We start from the raw sequence: 18,294 nt of genomic DNA, 5'->3' as shown, positions 1-18,294 counted from the left end.
GGTCTCACGTACTACGGGCCAAGGCGCGATCCACGCGGCCTGCTGGACACGCTCAGGACCGGCAGGGGGCTAAAAAAGAGCGGACGGTGCAGCCATCGAGCTGCACCGCCCCTGTCTTCTGCGATCAGGCCGCCGTTGCCCCGGGGACGGCCCGCAGAGCCTTGTCCCCCGGTCCGTCGTCCTCGCCGACCTTCGCCGGCTCGTACCGCCGCTCTTCGATGGAGAGCTCGAGGCCGAGGTGATGCTTGATCAGGTTCGCCGTGAGGATGACGCTCGCTGCGTTCTTCAAGACCCTGCCGTTCACAACCGCGCGCCCCTCCCACCGCCGGTGGCCCGCGACCAGTCGAGCGTCCTGAGCCCCGTCAGCACGCTCTTCCAGTCCTCGCGCCGCTCCCGCAGCAGGGCGTTGCCGACGCGGCCAAGCGCTTCGAGCACGACCGCATGTGCATGGACGCATCGATCTCGCAACACCGCCGCCTTGATCCGCACGAGGCCGACGTCTTGCCAGTCCGGCATTACGCGCGTCACCTCATTCCAGAACTCGACGGCGATCTTCTTCGCGGCCTCGAAGCTCCCACTGAACCCCGCGAGCAGCGCCTTCGTCGCCGCGTGGATGCTCGCAAGCGCGAAGAGCTTGTTCGATCCGCCCGAGACCGAGGTTTTCTCCCCGTCCGTGAGCTGGTGGAAGAGAAGGACGTCGCGAACGACGGCGCGCGTGAGCTTCGCCAGCTCGTCGCGGTGATCGTACAGGAGCCCCAACAAGTTGTTCGGCCGCGCCGCGAACCGGTTCAGGTCCGCGAACCGCTGCTGCGCCTTCTCAAGTTCCCTGTCCGCACGTGCTTCGTGTACCATCCGCCCGGCCCTCGTGTCCTCCCCCTTTCTCAAAATCCCACCCTCCAATTGGATCGCGAGCAACGCCCTCGCCTTCGCGGTCCCCGACCTCTACCCGGTGAGCCGTGGCCACACCCTCGTCATCCCGCGCCGGCTCATCGCGACCTGGTTCGATGCGACCCCCGAGGAGCAGGCGGCCATCTTCCAGCTCGTCGGCGAGGTCAAGCGCAAGCTCGGCGCGGAGCTCTCCCCGGACGGCTACAACATCGGCATCAATGCGGGCGAGGCCGCGGGCCAGACGGTCATGCACCTGCACGTGCACGTCATCCCGCGATATCGCGGCGATGTGGACGACCCGCGTGGTGGCGTGCGGCACGTCATTCCTGGCAAAGGAAACTACCTCGCAGAGAAGTTTTCTGCGCTCTCCCAGGGCGGCATCCAAGACCCATTCCTCACGCACCTCGTCCCTCTGTTCCGCCGCGCCACGGACATCGACATCCTCGTCGCATTCACGCAGGAGTCCGGCCTCGACAAGCTAGAGCCACACGTCTTCGGCGCCATCGAACGCGGGGCGCGTGTCCGGTTCGTCACGAGTGATTACCTCCACATCACTCAGGCCGCCGCGCTCTTCGTGCTCCTCGACTGGATGAACGCCCTGGCAGCCCTCGACGCGGCTCTGCCGATGCCCGGCCAATTCGAGGCGCGTGTCGTCGAAGTCGCACGACTGCCGAAAGGCGTACCTTCTTTCCACCCAAAGTCATGGCGTTTCGAGGGGCCTGACTTCGGCGCGGCGTTCGTGGGTTCGAGCAACGTCTCCCATGCGGCTCTCCTCGCGGGCGTGGAGTGGAATCTGCGGGTCGACCGGGCACGCGATCCTTCGGCGTTTCACACCATCAAGAGCGGCTTCGAGCGCTGGTGGTCTGCAGCGCTCCCTCTTTCTGCCGAATGGGTGGCCGAGTACGCACGTCGCGCCCGTTCGACGGCCACCCCGTCCCTGCCTCCCGGCGAGGAGCTGGAAGAACCGCTCCCTCCGCCCCCTCCGCCACACGAGATCCAGATCGAAGCCCTTTCCTCACTTCGCGCGAGCCGCGAGAAGGGCCATCCCCGCGCGCTCGTCGTCCTCGCGACGGGGCTCGGGAAGACGTGGCTTGCGGCGCTCGACGTCGCATCCTGGGCCGAGGAGAAGGGCGAGCGTCCACGCGTCCTCGTGCTCGCGCATCGCGAAGAACTCTTGATCCAGGCAGCGAAGACGTTCCGCCGCCTTTTCCGCGAGAATGCCCCAAGATTCGGCTGGTTCGTCGGCGACAGGAGCGACCTCCGCGGCGACATCGTTTTCGCCTCCGTGCAGAAGCTCTCTCGCGCCGAATCTCTTTCGCGGCTCCCTCCCGACGGGTTCGACTATGTCATCGTCGACGAGGTCCACCACGGCACCGCGCCGACCTATCGCCGCATCATCGACCGCCTGCACCCTCGCTTTCTCCTCGGCCTCACCGCAACGCCCGAGCGCACCGACGGCGCCGACGTGGCTGGGATCTTCGACGACCACGTCGCTTACCGCGCCGATCTCGGGGTGGGCATCCAGCGCAAGCTGCTCGTTCCCTTCGCCTATTTGGGCCTGAAAGACGACACGAACTACGACGCCATCCCGTTCCGCAGTCGCCGCTTCGATCCGGAGACGCTGGAGCAGGCGATCGACACGGATGCCCGGCTCGAAGCGATGCTTCGTGCATGGAAGGAGCACCCCGGCCAGCGAACCCTCGTCTTCTGCTGCTCCATTCGCCACGCCGACCACGCGAGCGCATTCCTCATGAAGCAGGGCATTCGCGCGCTCGCCGTCCATTCGGGTTCGACCTCGGCCCCGCGTGAGAGCGCCATCTCTCACCTCGCCGGGGGGCACATCGAGGCGATCTGCACCGTGGACCTCTTCAACGAGGGCATCGACATCCCCGAGATCGACCGCGTCGTGATGCTCCGGCCAACCGAGTCCCCGGTCGTCTTCCTTCAACAGCTCGGCCGCGGTCTGCGCGTCGCGGAGGGCAAGACGCGCCTCGTCGTCCTGGATTTCATTGGCAATCACCGGGTCTTCCTGGAGCGCGTGCGCACGCTGATTTCGCTCGGCCCCGAGCCCACGAGCCTACGCGACTTCCTGGAGGGCAAGCAGGCCGCCCGCATGGCGCCCGGTTGTTCGATCGATCTCGAGCTCGAAGCCAAGGATCTTCTGACCAAGCTCCTTCCGCCACAGGGCGGAAGCCCGGCGGAGCAGGCGTATCGCGATCTTCGTGAGGTCCGAGGGCAAAGGCCCCTCGCAGGCGAGCTGTACCGCATGGGATACGGTCTCAAGAAGCTGCGTGATGCCCACGGGAGCTTCTTCGATTTCGTGGCCGCCATGGGCGACCTCGACGACGCGGAGAAACGCGTCCTTGCCATGGCGGGTGACTTTCTTCGCGAGCTCGAAGTCACCCCCATGAGCAAGTGCTACAAGATGGTGACGCTGGAGGCGTTGCTCGAGGCCGACGCGCTTCGAGACGGACTCCCCCTCTTCGACCTCGCGCAGAGAAGCTACGCCATCATGGCACGGTCCCCCGAGCTTCTGCGCGATCTGGAAGGTGTGACCGATTTTCCCGATGTACATGACCCGGACATGCGCCGGTTCGCGGCGTACTGGCGGATCAACCCGATCGCCGCCTGGACGAGCGGGCCGGGCAAACGATTCTTTGCGCTGGAAGGGGATCGGTTCGTCTCGCGGATTCCCTGCCCCCCAGGCGCAGAGGAAGTGCTCACGGCCATGGTGCGTGAGCTCGTCGACTACCGGCTCGCCATGTACCGCACGCGGCGAACAGAATACGTCTCCGGTGTCTCGTTCACGGCAAAGGTCACGTGGAACAAGCGTGATCCCATCCTGAAGCTTCCCTCCCGCGAGCAACGGCCGGACCTTCCCCTCGGTTTTCAGGACGTTCGATTGCCGGGCAACGTTGCGTGGCAGTTCTCGTTCCAGCAGCAGTTCTGTAATGTTGCGCGTCCCCTTGGCTCGCAGCGGAACGAGTTGCCGGATCTCCTGCGGCGCTGGTTCGGCTTGGCTGCGGGGAAGCCCGGAACGAATTTCCGGGTCCGTTTCTCGCGTTCTCCCAAGGGTGACCTCTGGGTAGAACCGGACGAGCCGCGAGCCGAGGCGAATACTGAGCGTGGTGTTCTCCTTGCCTTCCCCACGCTGCGCGCAGCCGCGGGGGCAGCCCGGGATCCGATGGCGCTGGCGCCCGAAGGCGAGCAGGTCCGGCTACCGACGAAGGCGCGTGGAGAAGGCTTGTTCGCCGTCCGGGCCACGGGCGACTCCATGAATGGGGGCAAAGAGCCCATTCGTGATGGCGACTGGCTCGTGCTGCGCTTTGCGCGGGGGCAATCCCGGGAAGCGATGAAGGGCAAGATCGCGCTGGTCGAGGTGCCGGATTCACAGATCGGCGCAAGTCATCTCGTCAAGCGCGTCGTTCAGGATGACGGGCGGTGGGTCTTGCGATCGGAGAACCATGCTTTTGCCGCCATTGACGCCACGGCCGATACCGTGCCCATCGCCACCCTCGTGGAGGTGGTGAAGCCCGAATCGCTCGGGCCAGCCGTCGGCGTGACCATCGAGGATGAAAAGCTCGCCGAAGCATTCGATCTCTCGGAGCCTCCGCGGAGCAGACGGGTGGATGGTCACCTGTTTCTGCTCATCGAGGAGAAGGGAAGGCTCGTGGCGCCGGATCGGATCCGATTCCCGGGCATCGAGCCGCGACCGGGTGAAACGGCGTTCGTGTTGACGCGGGCGCCGGAGGGGGCGACATGGCGTTACGCCGGCGTCGCCCGCTTCGTCGAGGAGGATGGCCTGTGGGCGTGCGCGGGAATCGATCTGCCGACCTTCCGTGCGCTGGGAGAGGGCCGGGAGGCGTCTCACACGTTGCCTCGATCCGTCGAGGAGCGGGCGCGTCGTCTCATCGATGAGCTACTTCGCAAGACGGGCGCGGGGTCGAGCGTCGAGCAGAATGGGAAGCGATTCCGGCTCGTCGGACCTGCGAAGCGAGGTGGACTGCGTATCGACGGCGGTCCTTCCGGATTCGAGGAGCGGACGGTGTCGCCGACCGATATCGGGTGGGTCCTCGTCGCGCTCTCCGAGGTGAACGACGATCTCCGGCGGCTCGACGAGGAGCTCGTTCACCGGCTACGATATCTGGAGGGCACGTCGAAGGGCTCGACGCGGTACATCGACACGGAATGGGCCATTCTTCTCGTGAAGGAGGCGCTTGCGGCGAAGGATTGAGGCTCAGCCACCTTGCGGTCCGCCTCCGCCCTGCGGTTCTTCCGTCTTCTTTTTCGCCCGCCGCTTGTACAGGGCCGAAAGCTCGAACGCCGTCGCGATGGCGGGCTCTCCGAGCTCCCGTGCCGCCGCCTCGGCCGATTCGCGCGCCGTTCGCGTGAGAAGCTGATTCCCTTCTTGCCCGACGCATGGATCCCCGAGGCGCTGTCGATCGCCGAGCGCATCGCGACCGTTCACGTCCGGGCGAACGTCCTTGTCTGGCTCGCCTGGAGGCTCGGCGACGCCGAGCGAACGCAGATCGCCGAAAGAATCCTGGCGGCTGAGCTCCCGCGCATTCGTCACCTCGATTCCACCGAAATGCGCAGCCAGATCGCTCGCACCGTGGCGCCTCTCTTACCTGAGCCGCGTCGAAGTGAGGTGCTCGCCGCCTTCCCATCCCCGTCGACAGCATCGCCGCAGCTCGACGGCGCGATGGTTCGTGGGAAAGCAGGGCTCGAGCGATCCGCGAGGATCGCCCCCGAGCTGAGCACCCAGGAGCTCGAGGTAGCGCTCGCCGAGGCCGTGACCGAGCGCTCGCACGGAAGCCCCCACGACGCACGGCTCGAGGCGGTGGCCGCTCTCGCCTCGGAGCGGCTACGGCGCCCTCATCCACCGCGCCAAAGGCTCCAGAAGCTCCTGCACGACACACTCCATGGGCGCGCAGAGACACGCGCGGAGGTGCTGCTCGTCCTGTCCGCGATGGCGCCGCTCATCATCGGTCTCGGGGGGACGCCGGCGGCGGTCGGAGTTGTGCAAGCGATTCGTCGCGTGGGCGAATGGTGGCCGTAGGCATCGACGAGGTGCTGCCCAATCGCGCCCTCGTTCGCGCGGTGTACTGCTCGCTTCAAGCTCCACAGCATCGCTTGTACTTCTTCCCGCTCCCGCACGGACACGGACCTTTCCGCGATACGACCTTCGGGGCTTGCTGGATTGGCCTTGCCCAGAGGAATGGCTCGCGCGCCGAGAGAAGCACCGGCTTTGCCCATGCCGCGTCCCAAACGCCCCGCGCTGCGGTGAGAAAGTCCGCCGGCAAGTGGAGATCTTCGAGCCCGGCCCGCGAGACCCAGGGCACCGCGCCGAGCGAGCCGAGCATCTCTGGGCTCTCCATCCATTCGACCGGGCTGTTCGCGGCTATGCAAGATGCGAGAGCATCCGGCACGTCCACCATCCTCTCGAACTGATACGGCGATCCCGGAGATGCCATGCGGCTCGCGAGGAGGGCGAGATCCGCGCCGTTTTCCCGATGGATCGCGGCGAGCACGTCCGGCTCGTCCATGAACATCGTCCACTGGCCTGCGATGGTTCCAGCCGCATCGCGTACCAGGTCGCTCACGAGATCCTCGCCGGATAGCCTCGGCCCTGTCTCGAGCACCTTTCCCACCTCGGCACGCAGCCGTGCATGACGGTGGCCTATCGCCACGAGCGATAGGCCCGAGCTCGCTACGTCGATGTAGCGCTCGGCTTCTTGATATTGGCGCTTCTGATACGGCAGCGCGAGCTTGCCGAGGCGCGCCGTCGCCCAGACGCCGCGCAGCGTGATGCCGATGATGCCCGTCTCCAGCGCGATCCGAGTGCAATCAAGCCGCGCGATCGTCTCGACGTCCTCCTCGGACAGCCCCTCGAACTGCGTGGGCCCGCCGGCCATGGCGAGCGCGACGAGGTGCCCCGTTGCCCAGGAGAGCTTCCAGTACACGTCAACGAGCTCGTCGTGGCGCCGCGCGAGTTTGTCCGTCCGCCGAAGCTCCCGGAGGAGAACCAGACGCAGGTCGACGAGGGTGGGCTGGAGTTCCATCAGCCAACGGAAGAACTGCACCCATAGGAACGGTTGTATCGCGACGAGACGGGTCATCTCCTCGCGCGAGAGCAGTGAACCAGCATCGTAATGCGCCGGAGCAGCGCGGCTCGGCCCCCGGGTTGACGAGCAACCGCCTCGGCCTGGGCCAAGCGCTCGCGCATGACTTCCGTTTTGCGGATGACGGCGTCGAGCTTCTCTCGGGTGATCAGGAAGAGGTCCTTCGTGGGCTTCATGCCTTCGCCGAGGCACGTGACGAAGTGCCCATCGCGCGTGACGACGAGGAAGGGGCCCTCCTCCGGGTCGGCGAGCGAGATGGCAACGCGCTCGCAACGCTCAGGGACGCGCCCAGACGCGAGGATGTGCCGCAAGAGGGCCTCGTCGCGGTAGAGCGAAAGGGAGAGCTCGACGTGCTCGAAGGACACGCGGTCGAGGCGGGAGAGAAAGTGGTGGGCGTGACCCATGAGATCCTCTGGAATCATAGCGAACATCGACCCGCGTCATGCTTTTTTTTGCGGCGTTCGCGACGCTCACCCCCCACCTCGCTGACCGCCACGATGCTCGATCACACGACGGAATACGCGCGTAGCCTTGGCCTCGGCTGGTGCGAAGTTCCATGGGCCTGTCCGATTTCGATCCGTCGCCTCTTCAGACCGTGCCGGTCCTCGAAAGCGACCCTCCGCCAATCTCATGGCCTGCTGCAGCGCGCCTGGGGGCGTTCTTGCAAGCAATGTCATGGCCTGCGATAGCACGCCCGCATCTGTCGACGACAGACGCTTCCCTGTCGACCCACCCATCCCACAAGGAGAAGCAGCTCTGGCGGAATCTCGAGACGCTCGTCGACAAACAGCCCAAGAACGACATTGCAGCGGTGGAGCCGCGCCGGGGCGCCGCCCCGGACCCCGCGGGGGCTGTTCGCCCCTCGACCCGAACCAGGCACGGCCTGGACCGAGGGTGGAAGAACTGCGCGTTGCGCAGTTCTTCCACAGGCCGGTGGCAAGACCAAGGGCACGTGAGCTGTCGTACGTGTATCCAGGATGGAGGCGCGTGGACCTGACTCGGGGGCGCGTGGGGTTGACCCAGGAAGGCGTGATGTTGATGCGGAACGTGGTGGAGGTCACCAGGTAGCGTTCGAGGTTGACGAGAGGGCGCGTGGACCTCGGGGCCGAACGATTGGTTTTCAGCCACGGGCGCATGAGGTTCGGCAGGAAGCGCCTGCTGCTCTCCGCGAGACACGTGACTTTCGTGCGCGGGCGCCTGGGCCTCGAGAGAGCGCGCGTAAAGTTGGCAAGCCATCGCGTGGACCTGGGAAACGGCGCGCCTGGACCTCTCGCTGCATCCCCCGCAGCTCCCCGAGGAGCGTGCGGACTTCACGCGAGGACGTCGGCCCGCATGGAACCCCAATCCCTCTCTGGCTCGGTCGATCCCGTGCGGCGCGGGAGCGCGTGTGCCATTTCTTCGCACGCTTCCCGCCGTGGAACCCGGAATCACGCTGATCAGTCGCCGATGTCGCTGCCCTGGGCGACGGTCTGCCCGTCGGACGTCACGAGGACCTCGAAGTCTCGCCCATCCTTGCTGATATGGGCCTCGAAGAAGACGCGACCGCCCGGCAGCGTATACATCTCCAGCTTGTCGAGCCTGCCGCCCGCCGCCCACCGCAAGATGGTGTCGCGCGCCTCGGGCGAGGCGGATTCGAGCGTGACCTCCCACTCCTTGCCTTGCTCGAGGAAATCCTCGAGCGACCTGCCGCCCGTATCCACGGGCGACGGCGTCATCTTCGCGTCCTCTTGGCCCTGCGCGTAGCCCGCAGCCGGCAAGCCGACCAGAGCGAGCCCGAACGAAGCGAGCAAGGCCCATCCTTTCTGCCCAGTCATGGCTGCATTCCTCCTTCCCGGTACTCCGTATCGCCGGATCGCGCCGATGCGTATGCGAACGGGATGCCGCGCTGCCCGGCAAACCACGCGCGCCCAGCAGACGCGTGGCGCGAAGGTCTCCGAGGGCCCGGGCTACGGGGGCCCGGTGTTCCGAGAGCCAAACGAGTGACGCACGGCGGCGAATGCACGGAGGGGCACGATTGCAGTTCGTTCTGGACGCCGCTCGCGATTCTGCGAAAGTATTCCCGTGACGAGCCCGCAACGCCCCCTGGATCGCGCCCCGTGGAACCCGGAGGCGGTTCCCGAGGGACCTCGCTCGGTCCGCACCAGCCAGCCGCCCGCGCCGCCCGCACCCGTGAGCGCGTTCATGCCGAGCTTCGAGACCTCGCCGCCCCCAGCGCCCTTCGAGCGCACCCCGCCGCAGAGCGTCATCAACCCCGTGTATGCCCCCTCGTCTCCCCCCGGGGGGCCCGTCTCCTCCGGAGCCCCACGGCGCTCGCTCGGAGGCATCGCCGCGGTGGTGCGGCAGCTCGACCGGAAGCACGGCGCGTTTTTCATCTCGCGCCTCATCCTCATGACGGGCATCAACCTGCGCACATACGACGCCGCGACGCCCGACGATCCACATGCGGTCGCGAAGCTCGCCAGGGCGCTGCGCTCGCTCGTGCCCGCGACCGAGCTCGACGGGCTCTTGCAGCTCTTGCCGATCCAACGATAGAACGCTCCCAACGAAGGAAGCAGGGAGGAGACCATGAGCGATCTCGTCATGGGCGCTGGACACAGCGCCGCCCCGGAGACCCACGCCGCCGTGCGCGAGGCCGCATCTGTCGCGCGACGCGCGCTCGGAGGCAAGGAGCCGCGGCTCGCCATCGTAGCCGCCACGGTCGATCACGACGCAAGCGTGGTGCACGCGGCATTCCGCGAAGCGTTGCCCGGCGTGCCTCTCCACGGCGCGACCACGTCCCTCGGCGTGCTCACGGGCAGCGGCGTGGTCATGGGCGAGAAGGGCGGCGTGGGCGTGCTCCTCCTCGGAGCCGGCCAGGATGCGTCGTTCGCCGTGGGCAGCGCCGATCTCGCCGAAGGCGCGCGAGAGGCGGGCCGCAAGGCCGCGCGGGCACTCGCGTCGAGCGGCCCCGCAGGCGAGCCCCCGCGGCTCGTGTTCATCGCGGTCACGCCTGGCCGCGAGGAGGAAATCCTCGCCGGCATCACCGACGTCCTGCCCGGCGTGCCCGTCTTCGGCGGCAGCGCGGCCGATCACACGATCGAGGGCGCCTGGAGCATCTTCACGGACCAGGGCGTGCAGCGCGAGGGCGTCACCCTCGCGGGGCTCTGGGGCGCGTCGGTACGTATCGGCGCGGTCATCGAGGGTCCGTACGAGCCCACCAACAAGCGCGCAGTGATCACCGCGTCGAACGGCCGCGCCATCGAGACGCTCGACGGCCGCCCGGCAACCGAGGTCCTCCACGGCTGGATCGGCGACTCGATCGCCGCCGAGGTGCGCGAGGGTGGCAACCTGCTCATGCAGACCGCGGTGACCCCGGTGGGCATCGCGCGCGGCGGTGACGCGGAGCAGCCGTTCTACCTGCTGCTCCACCCGGCGCAGGCGCACCCCGAGGGCCGGGTCGACGTCTTCGCCGAGGCGCCGCAGGGCGCCACGGTGTGTCTCATGTCCGGCAGCGCGGATTCGCTCGTGGGCATCATCGACCGCATCGTCGACCGCTGTCTCGCCGCGGCAAACATCGAGCCGCGGGACGCGCGCGGCGCATTCTTGATTTACTGCGCGGGCTGCGCGGGCGCGGTGGGCGGGCGTATCGAGGAGGTGCTCTCGCGCCTTCGGGGTCGGCTCGGCGACGTCCCAATCCTCGGCTTCTGCACCTTCGGCGAGCAAGGCCACGTCCCCGGCGTGGGCAACGTCCACTCGAATCTGTCGGTCTCGCTCGTCATCGCGGGCTGAGGCGCTGAGCTGGGGCGTTGCCCCAGGCCCCACCAGGGGCTATCCGCCCCTGGACCCGGACCAGCCAGGGGCTGGACCCGGGGTCGATGAACTGCGCGATGCGCAGTTCATCGAACAGGCCAGGTCAAGGCCAACGACGACCCTGCCAATCAAGACCGCCGTGACCGGCAACGCCGTCCCTGGTCTTGCCACCGGCCTGTGGGAAGAACTGCGCATCGCGCAGTTCTTCCCCCTGAGGTCCAGGGCTTGCCCTGGTTCGGGTCGAGGGGCGAACAGCCCCCGCGGGGTCCGGGGCAGCGCCCCGGCGCGGCGGTTTGCGATGGGTCACGCGCGCTCGCTCTGGAGCGGCATCGATCCTCGAAAAATCAAGAATTGGCCCAGCCAATACGTTGAAAGGATCCAGACCGGCCCGAGAGGGAGAGGGAACACCCAGCGATTCGCGCCGATGAGCGAGTCCGATATCACGAAGAAGATCGCGCCTGCGCAGAAAATGCGGGAGGCGTGGTCCTTCGGCTCGACGAAGGCGCGCCCGAGTGCCCGGCCGAGCATCGATGAGATGACGAGCGCATACGCCGTGATTGGCGCGTGCAGGGCCTCTGGCGCGCGGCCGGCTCCGACGAGAATTCCCCACATGAGCCCGCCGAAGGCGAGCGCCGGGAGCATCGGGAGCCACGCGCCGACCGCGCGCTCCGGCAAACCCATCCCGGCGATATAAAAGAGGTGCGCGACGAGAAACGCCCCGAGCCCGGCGACGAACACGTTATCGATGACGACGTCGGCGACGAGCGACGCGAAGAGCCCGAGCCCGACGAACCTCGCGAGCCGTCCCTGCCTCTCGCGCAGACGAGCGACGCAAAGCAAAAAAAGTGGGACGGCCTTGACCAGACGACACGCGAGCGAGCCCGGCGCAAGCACGACGAGCAAACACGAGGCCGTCGCGCTCGCGAGGTACGCCCCGAAGAAGGTCGCCTCGTGGCACCAAAAGGAAGCCCGATCCATGCGTCGAGAACTTACCACGACGCTGCCGCCGGACGCCGAGCGCGGGCAGCTACGCGAGAACGCGGCCCTGGGCGCTCGGCACGCGAGCGTGACCCCTGTTCGTGTTCTGCTTTCTCGTCTCGATGGGCAGAAGAAGGCATCCTCCGCGGCCGTGGAGAACGCCCCTGTTCGCATTCTTCCGTCCCAGTTGACCGGTCGAAGGGGTTCCGCTCATCCTCTTCGCGCCGAGAGAAGATCACGGTAACACTGTAAGGAGATGGGACGAGCATGGAATCGAAGAGCCGGATGATTGCTTTCTTCCCCGCGGCCCTGGCGCTCGCATTGACTGGTCTCGTGGTTGGCTGCAGCAAATCGGAGCCGGCTTCGGGTTCGGGGGCGCCCACCGCATCCGCGGCCGGCGCGTCGGCTCCGGCGGGCAACGTTTGCGACGTCGCTGCCTTCGAGAAGGAGCAAGACGAGAAGGGCCGCCAGAGCCACACGCCGAGGAAGCTCTCCGGCTGCAAGTTCGAGTCGTACAGCCCGAGCAGCAAGACGGCGATGTTCTCGGGCAATGGCAAGATGAAGCTGTCCTGCGTGAACATCCCCAAGCCGGAGATGGCGGTCGGCGACCTCGCGGACATCGAAGGCAAAGAGGATAGTGCCGGCTTCGTCACCCTCTACAGCTGTGTCGTGACGAAGAAGTGAAGGCCGCGCAGCGCCCGCAAAACCGGGGCGCCACGCAGCCTTCATGATGGAGGGCGCGTTCCGCGCGTCAGGGCGCAACGCAGAGCGCGAGCGACCAGTTGTTCAGCGTGCCCACGATGTAGTCCTCGTCGTCGCCGATGCCGAGCTTCCACGCCCCCGCGGACGCCTGCCCGTTGAACGTGGCGAGCGGCGCCTCGGGCGAGAAGCACCCGGTGAACGGCGCCGCCCCGGAGGTGATGGGCGCCGCGCAGGTGTCGTCGAGGACCGTGTTCACGTAGTTGTCAAAATCCTCGCCGTTGTCGCTGGTCAGGTCGATGGACGGCCCGGCCGGCGACGCGAGCGAGACGTCGACGTCCTCGATCCAGGTGTGCGTCACGTTGAGCTGCACCGCCGCGCGCTGCACGGTCCCCGTGACGGCCACGTTCATCGTGCTCGTCGTACTGTCCACGTCCGGGATGCTCAGGGGCGTGTCCTTCGAGTTGTAGACCACGAGCTTCTGGCCCGCGTCGCACGGTGTGGCGAGGCCGCAGCCGAACGCGCATTCCGTGTCGGCGCAGTCGGTGCTCCCGTCGTTGTCGTCATCGACGCCGTCGTTGCAGACCACCTCGCGGAGCACCTCGCAGGTCGCGGTGCAGCTCGGGCCGCCGTCGCACTCCTCCGAGCCCTCCTTGACGCCGTTGCCGCAGAGCGCCGTGATCTTCACCTGCAGCTTGTAGCCGGTGATGACGCTGTTGTCCTGGTAGTCGATCACCTTCACGCGGTACGTCCCCGCGGGGAGCCGACGCGCGTAGGTGTTGATGTTCGGGTCGATCCTCGAGCAATTGCTGATCGCGCCCTGATCCTGCTCCGGGCCGAGCGCCGTCGCGCAGTCGGAGTAGAGCTGGATCACCGTGTCGACCGACGACGTGCAGGTGCCCGGGCCGTTCATGTCGAACGTCTCGATGTGCACGTCGGCCGCGGCCGGGAGCGTGAAGGCGAACCAGTCGTCGTCGCCGATCGGCGTGATCGCGCCGGTGAGGAGCAGGCCGGTCGCGTCCGTGGGCACCGGGAACGGGCCGGTCGCCGCGGCGCAGGTGTCGTTCGGCTCCACCTCGGGTTTCGCCTCGATCATGCAGTTCGAGGCGCAGCCGTCGCCGCCTGCCACGTTGCCGTCGTCGCACTGCTCCGAGCCCTGCTTCTGGCCGTCGCCGCAGAGCGCGTTGAACGAGATCTGCAGGAGATAATTCGGGATCGTACCGTTGTTCTGGTAGTCCTCGACGCGCACGTAGTACGTGCCCGGGGCGACGCGCCGCAGAGGCGTGTCGACGGTCGAGTCGAGCTTCGAGCAGCTATTGACGCCGCTCTCGTCGTCGAAATCGAGCACCGTGGTGCAGTTCGAGCCGCGGAACTCGATGACCGTGTCGACGCTGACGCAGGTGCCCGGCGTGCCGTCGAAGGTCTCGATCTTGAGATCCGCCGTCGCGGGCACGGTGAAGGCGAAGAAGTCCTGATCCCCGGCCGGCGTGATCGAGCCCTTGACCGTTGTCGGGGCCGCGACCGGCGCAGGCGCCGCTGCGCAGGTGTTGTTCGGCTCGAGCTCGCAGCCGGCCTCGACCGTGCAGCTCGTGGCGCAGCAGTCGCCGGCGACGGTATTGCCGTCGTCGCACTGCTCGGTGCCCGCCTGCTTGTAGCCGTCGCCGCAGGTCGCCACCTTGCAGCCCGCGACGCACCCGTCGGTATTGTCCTGGTTGCCGTCGTCGCACTGCTCGACGCCGGCCAGCACGAAGGTATCGCCGCAGGTCGCCACCTTGCACGTCGACGGGCAGGCGTCGGTATTGTCCTGGTTGCCGTCGTCGCACATCTCGGTGCCGTTCACCACGCCGTCGCCGCACGAGGGCGACTGGCAAACGTTGCCGATGCAGACGCTGCTCGTGCAGTCGTCGTTGTCGGCGCACGCGAGGCCGTCGCCGCAGGGACCGCACGGGCCGCCGCAGTCCTTCGCGGTCTCGCCGCCGTTCTGCTTGCCGTCGCTGCACGTCGGCGCGGCGCAGACGCCGCCCACGCAGACGTCGCTCACGCAGTCCGCGTCGACCGAGCAAGTCTTCGTATCCTCGCATTTGCCGCAGAGCGGGCCGCCGCAGTCCGCGTCGGTCTCGTTCGCGTTCTTCACGCCGTCGGTGCAGGTCGGCACGCAGATCGAGCCCGAACAGGTGCCGCCCACGCAGTCGCCGTCGACGGTGCAGCCCTTCTCGGGGCCGCAGGGTGAGCAGGTCGGACCGCCGCAATCGGCGTCGGTCTCCTCGCCGTTTTTCACGGTGTCGTCACAGGCCGGCGCCGCGCAGGCATTGCCCGTGCACACGCCGCTCTTGCAGTCCGACGCCTCGAGGCAGGCACGCGTGTCGTCGCAGGGCGTGCAATCCGGGCCGCCGCAGTCGATGTCGGTCTCGCTCCCGTTCATCACCTGGTCCATGCACGAGGCCGGCACGCACGCGTTCGACGTGCAGATCTTGCTCTCGCAGTGGGCCGCCTCGATGCACTCGACGCACGCGCCCTCGCCGTTGCACACCTTGCCGTCGTTGACGTCGCAGGCCGTGCCCGGCGGGAGGTTCGTGTTCTTGGGCGCGTCGCCCTCGCAGGTGTCCTCGGTGCAGGGGTTCGCGTCGTCGAGCACGTCGGCCGTGTCCTCGACGCTCGTCACCTCTCCCATGCCGTCGCACACGCTCTGCTTGCAGTCGCCAGACGACTGATCGGTCGTCGCCGTGCCTTGGGGCGCGTAGGAGACGCCGCAGACGCCGTCGTCGCAGGTACGGGTCGCGCAGTCGGTGTCGGTCCCTGGGCAGTCCTCGGGCGACGAGCACGTGTTGTTGCTGCCGCCCTGGCCACCGCTCCCGCCGCCGCCTTGGTTGTTCCCGCCGCCGCCTTGGTTGTTCCCGCCGCCGCCTTGGTTGTTCCCGCCGCCGGCGCCCCCCCGGCCTCCGGCACCTTCCGGGTCCTCGCCGGAGCAACCGGAGAGGGGCGCGAGACCGGCAGTGAGCATCACCACCGTCGCCATCGACGCCAGGAACCTCGTCAACGAAGAATCGAGCCTTCTGTTTCTCCTCACCATTCACCTCTTCGAAAGAAAGGGGGGAATCGTAAATTGCGCCCCCATAGGCGCGGAGTTTGGCGGCGGCGTCAAGAAATACCCGTCAGGCTACGAGGAGAACGACCGAGGTTTGACAGGGCGCACCCGACGTCCGCGAAGGGGCATGCCGATGCCCGCCGGGGGTACGTCGACGTACCCCGGAAGCACCTATCGGGGCCGGCGTGGCCCCTCAGCTGCCGAGCAGCTTCTTCGCCAGGCTCATGAGTTGCGCGTTGTCCGGCTCGTTCCTCAGGAACACGCTCCGCCATCGCTCGTCGCCGATTCGATCCGCCTTCGCCAGGAGCCCGGCCTGAGCCTCGTCGATGCGGCGCTTGGCGTCCGCCTTTCGCCCCGCTGCCCGCAGCGAGGCCGCGTGCACCAGCCGGATCAGCGACTCCCCCTCTTCGACCCCGGAGAGCCCCTCCAGGATCTCCATCGCCTCGCCCGCTCGATCGAGCGCCTCCGGCGCGCGCCGGTTCGCGAGCTCGATGCTCGCTTGCATGGCGAGCGCATACGCTCGCACGCCCGGGATCCCCTCCGCGAGCCGCGCCGCGTCCTCCGCCATGCTCGCCGCCTCCCCGAGCCGCTTCAGCACCACGTGCATGCGCGACAGATACACGAGCGTGATCGCCTCGCCGCGCACGTTCCGCTGCCTCCGGAACTGCCCGAGCGCCTCGTTTGCCCTCGCGATCCCGTCGTCGAGCCCCCCGACGTACGACAGCGCGAGCCCGAGGTTCGCCTTGGCGGTCGCGACGAGCGCGAGCTGCATCGGCTCCGCGACACCGATGCTCTCCGTCAAGGCCACCACGGCCTGCTCGTACGCGCCGAGCTGGAGCAGCGCATTGCCCACGTTCGATCGCTGCAAGCACGAGTTGCGAATGTCGCTGGCGCTCGTGAACAGCTCCGCCGCCGATTGCACACGCTGGAGGTACGCCGTCAAGTCGCCCCGATGCAGCGACAGCTCCCCGCGCGCGACGTCCAGCCACGCCGCGACGAACGGCCCCACGTCCCCCGGGCGTACCGCGTGCCGCAAGGCCCGCTCGAGCAATCGCTCCGCGAGCCGCACCTGCCCGAGGCGCACCGCGAAGACCACGAGGCGACAGTACGAAACGAGGTGCGCCGGGTTCGTCACGCCGTCACGCTGGTCGAGCTCCATCAGCTCCTTCGCCGACACGCTCATCACCGTCTTGCGCCCGAGGTGGCCGTTGGCGATGACCATGTGGCCGAGGGCCGCGTGCCAGCCGGTCGTCCCGCGCTCGAAGTGCTCGAAGGCCTGGTGCGCGGCATTCGCGGCGCTCTCGTACTCCCCGAGCCAGCATTGCGCGATCGCCTGCACGAGCGACATCCGGGCGCAAAGATCGTCGCTCACGCCGCGGGCGGACATCGCCATACGCGCGCGCTCGATCGCGTCGCGGAGCGCGTTGACGCTGAGCGATCTCTCCGCCTCCGCGGCCCGATCGGCCTCGTAGGGCACGGTGATCGTGTCGGCCGCGCGCCACTCCATCTCCGATTGCCCGAGGCTTGCGCGCGCCTGCGCCGTCGGGGCCTCGAGCGCGGTCATCGAGAGCCGCAACGTGGGGGGCTCCGGCTCCTCCTCGACGACCGGCGGCAACGCCGCCTCCCGTTCCAGCGCCGACAGCGGAGGCAAGTTCGGCGAGATCCTCAACGTGATTTGATCCGTCGTCTCGATTGCGCTCACGAACAGCGGACGATGCCGACCCTGGCTCGCGTCGAGGAGCGCTTCGGTGAAGATCTCGATCGTCGGCGGACGATCGGCCGCGTTCTTCGCGAGCGCCCGATGAATGACCTCGGCGAACGGCGCGGCCTCGGGCGCGAGGGATGCAAGACGCGGAGGCTTCTCTGCGACGACCTTCCGCAGGACCTCCTCCGGGCTCTCCCCGTCGAAGGGCGGCACACCCGCGAGCATCTCGAAGAGCAAAACCCCCATGGCCCAGATGTCCGTGCGCATGTCCACCGCGCCGCCGATCGCCTGCTCGGGCGCCATGTAATGGGGCGTGCCCATGATCATGCCGAAGTGCGTGAGCCCCTTCCTGCTGCTCTCCTGCGACATCTTCGCGATGCCGAAATCGACGATCTTGGGGACGAGCTCGCCCGAGGGCGTCACGGAGAGGATGATGTTCTCCGGCTTGATGTCCCGGTGGACGATGCCACACGCGTGCGCGGCGGCGAGCCCGCCCATGAGCGGCAGCGCGATCGAGAGGACCTCGCCGACGGCGCGGCGGGGGTTCGTCTCGAGGACATGGCGCAGCGTGCGCCCCGTGAGCAGCTCGTGGACGATGTAAAACGTGCCATCCCGCCGCTTGCCCACCTCGAGGACGGTCACGACGTTCGGATGCTGGATCCGCGCAGCGGCCTGCGCCTCGCGACGGAACCTGGCGACGAGCTGTGGATCACTCGCCAGGTGCGGGTGCATGAGCTTCACCGCGACGTTCCGCTCGACGAACGTGTCCCGGGCCTCGAACACGGTGCCCATCGACCCCGACGCGATCATGCGCTGCAAGGCGAACTTGCCAGCGATCACGATGCCTGGCGAAAACGTCAGGAGATGCGCCGTGCGCTCCGAATGAACCTCCGGCTCGAAGGGCGTCGTCACCACGGTGCTCCTCTCCTCGTCGAGAAATCGCGATCGCTACAATACACTCACGCTGGACAAGTAGGCAAGATTTCTGCCCTACATGCGTATGGAAGCTCGCGTGCGTCCAGGGCGCT

At 67.6% G+C, this 18,294-nt stretch carries 13 protein-coding genes; 5 read left to right on the top strand and 8 right to left on the bottom strand.

Translation table 11 applies throughout. The annotated features are described in order from the left end of the window. Positions 1-124 precede the first annotated feature (124 nt). Both KEG38_RS37650 and KEG38_RS37645 read right to left on the bottom strand, forming a co-directional pair. Positions 125-289, bottom strand: a complete 165-nt coding sequence (locus tag KEG38_RS37650; protein ID WP_272425262.1) for a hypothetical protein — start codon at positions 287-289, stop codon at positions 125-127. Between the two features lie 11 nt (positions 290-300). Further along, a complete protein-coding gene (locus tag KEG38_RS37645) occupies positions 301-852 on the bottom strand; it encodes a DNA sulfur modification protein DndB (RefSeq protein WP_272425261.1) in 552 nt (183 codons plus the stop codon). Between the two features lie 13 nt (positions 853-865). On the opposite strand from KEG38_RS37645, the gene KEG38_RS37640 reads away from it, so the two are divergent. Next, positions 866-5,122: a DEAD/DEAH box helicase family protein gene (locus tag KEG38_RS37640; protein ID WP_272425260.1), complete on the top strand. Its 4,257-nt coding sequence runs from the start codon at positions 866-868 to the stop codon at positions 5,120-5,122. A gap of 174 nt (positions 5,123-5,296) precedes the next feature. Next, positions 5,297-5,947, top strand: coding sequence for a hypothetical protein (locus tag KEG38_RS37635; RefSeq protein WP_272425259.1), 651 nt, complete (start codon positions 5,297-5,299; stop codon positions 5,945-5,947). A gap of 55 nt (positions 5,948-6,002) precedes the next feature. Here the strand turns inward: KEG38_RS37635 and KEG38_RS37630 are convergent, their stop codons facing one another. From KEG38_RS37630 to KEG38_RS37620, 3 genes are all read right to left on the bottom strand, one after another. Continuing rightward, the gene (locus KEG38_RS37630; protein ID WP_272425258.1) at positions 6,003-7,007 is read right to left on the bottom strand and encodes a YecA family protein; all 1,005 of its coding nucleotides are present in this window, start codon (positions 7,005-7,007) and stop codon (positions 6,003-6,005) included. Further along, positions 7,004-7,414 carry a hypothetical protein gene (locus KEG38_RS37625; protein WP_272425257.1) on the bottom strand — a complete coding sequence of 137 codons (411 nt, stop codon included), beginning with the start codon at positions 7,412-7,414 and terminating at the stop codon, positions 7,004-7,006. The genes KEG38_RS37630 and KEG38_RS37625 overlap by 4 nt, the downstream gene beginning before the upstream one ends. 1,032 nt (positions 7,415-8,446) lie before the next feature. Beyond that, a complete protein-coding gene (locus KEG38_RS37620) occupies positions 8,447-8,824 on the bottom strand; it encodes a hypothetical protein (RefSeq protein ID WP_272425256.1) in 378 nt (125 codons plus the stop codon). Positions 8,825-9,071: 247 nt separating this feature from the next. Between KEG38_RS37620 and KEG38_RS37615 the strand changes: the two genes are divergently transcribed. Then, positions 9,072-9,542, top strand: coding sequence for a hypothetical protein (locus KEG38_RS37615; RefSeq protein WP_272425255.1), 471 nt, complete (start codon positions 9,072-9,074; stop codon positions 9,540-9,542). A gap of 33 nt (positions 9,543-9,575) precedes the next feature. After that, a complete protein-coding gene (locus KEG38_RS37610; RefSeq protein ID WP_272425254.1) occupies positions 9,576-10,778 on the top strand; it encodes an FIST signal transduction protein in 1,203 nt (400 codons plus the stop codon). Between the two features lie 324 nt (positions 10,779-11,102). On the opposite strand, the gene KEG38_RS37605 is transcribed toward KEG38_RS37610, so the two are convergent. Further along, entirely contained in the window at positions 11,103-11,777 is a 675-nt protein-coding gene (locus KEG38_RS37605; protein WP_272425253.1) for a lysoplasmalogenase, read from the bottom strand. Between the two features lie 267 nt (positions 11,778-12,044). Between KEG38_RS37605 and KEG38_RS37600 the strand changes: the two genes are divergently transcribed. Further along, positions 12,045-12,461 carry a hypothetical protein gene (locus tag KEG38_RS37600; protein WP_272425252.1) on the top strand — a complete coding sequence of 139 codons (417 nt, stop codon included), beginning with the start codon at positions 12,045-12,047 and terminating at the stop codon, positions 12,459-12,461. 67 nt (positions 12,462-12,528) lie between these two features. Here the strand turns inward: KEG38_RS37600 and KEG38_RS37595 are convergent, their stop codons facing one another. Both KEG38_RS37595 and KEG38_RS37590 read right to left on the bottom strand, forming a co-directional pair. Then, positions 12,529-15,513 (bottom strand): pre-peptidase C-terminal domain-containing protein, encoded by a 2,985-nt coding sequence (locus KEG38_RS37595; RefSeq protein WP_272425251.1) that lies wholly within the window; start codon positions 15,511-15,513, stop codon positions 12,529-12,531. A gap of 241 nt (positions 15,514-15,754) precedes the next feature. Then, positions 15,755-18,181: a serine/threonine-protein kinase gene (locus KEG38_RS37590; RefSeq protein ID WP_272425250.1), complete on the bottom strand. Its 2,427-nt coding sequence runs from the start codon at positions 18,179-18,181 to the stop codon at positions 15,755-15,757. Between the last annotated feature and the right edge of the window lie 113 nt (positions 18,182-18,294).

The organism is Polyangium jinanense, assembly GCF_028435265.1.
In the GTDB taxonomy this organism is placed as follows: domain Bacteria; phylum Myxococcota_A; class Polyangia; order Polyangiales; family Polyangiaceae; genus Polyangium; species Polyangium jinanense.
Note: the sequence above shows the minus strand (reverse complement) of the source record. Positions and strands in the feature narration are given on the sequence as shown.

What these genes read in the sequence shown, in the direction of transcription:
- KEG38_RS37645 (WP_272425261.1), bottom strand. Translation starts at nt 852, where the DNA reads ATGGTACACGAAGCACGTGCGGACAGGGAACTTGAGAAGGCGCAGCAG.
- KEG38_RS37630 (WP_272425258.1), bottom strand. Translation starts at nt 7,007, where the DNA reads ATGACCCGTCTCGTCGCGATACAACCGTTCCTATGGGTGCAGTTCTTC.
- KEG38_RS37625 (WP_272425257.1), bottom strand. Translation starts at nt 7,414, where the DNA reads ATGGGTCACGCCCACCACTTTCTCTCCCGCCTCGACCGCGTGTCCTTC.
- KEG38_RS37620 (WP_272425256.1), bottom strand. Translation starts at nt 8,824, where the DNA reads ATGACTGGGCAGAAAGGATGGGCCTTGCTCGCTTCGTTCGGGCTCGCT.
- KEG38_RS37610 (WP_272425254.1), top strand. Translation starts at nt 9,576, where the DNA reads ATGAGCGATCTCGTCATGGGCGCTGGACACAGCGCCGCCCCGGAGACC.
- KEG38_RS37605 (WP_272425253.1), bottom strand. Translation starts at nt 11,777, where the DNA reads ATGGATCGGGCTTCCTTTTGGTGCCACGAGGCGACCTTCTTCGGGGCG.
- KEG38_RS37600 (WP_272425252.1), top strand. Translation starts at nt 12,045, where the DNA reads ATGGAATCGAAGAGCCGGATGATTGCTTTCTTCCCCGCGGCCCTGGCG.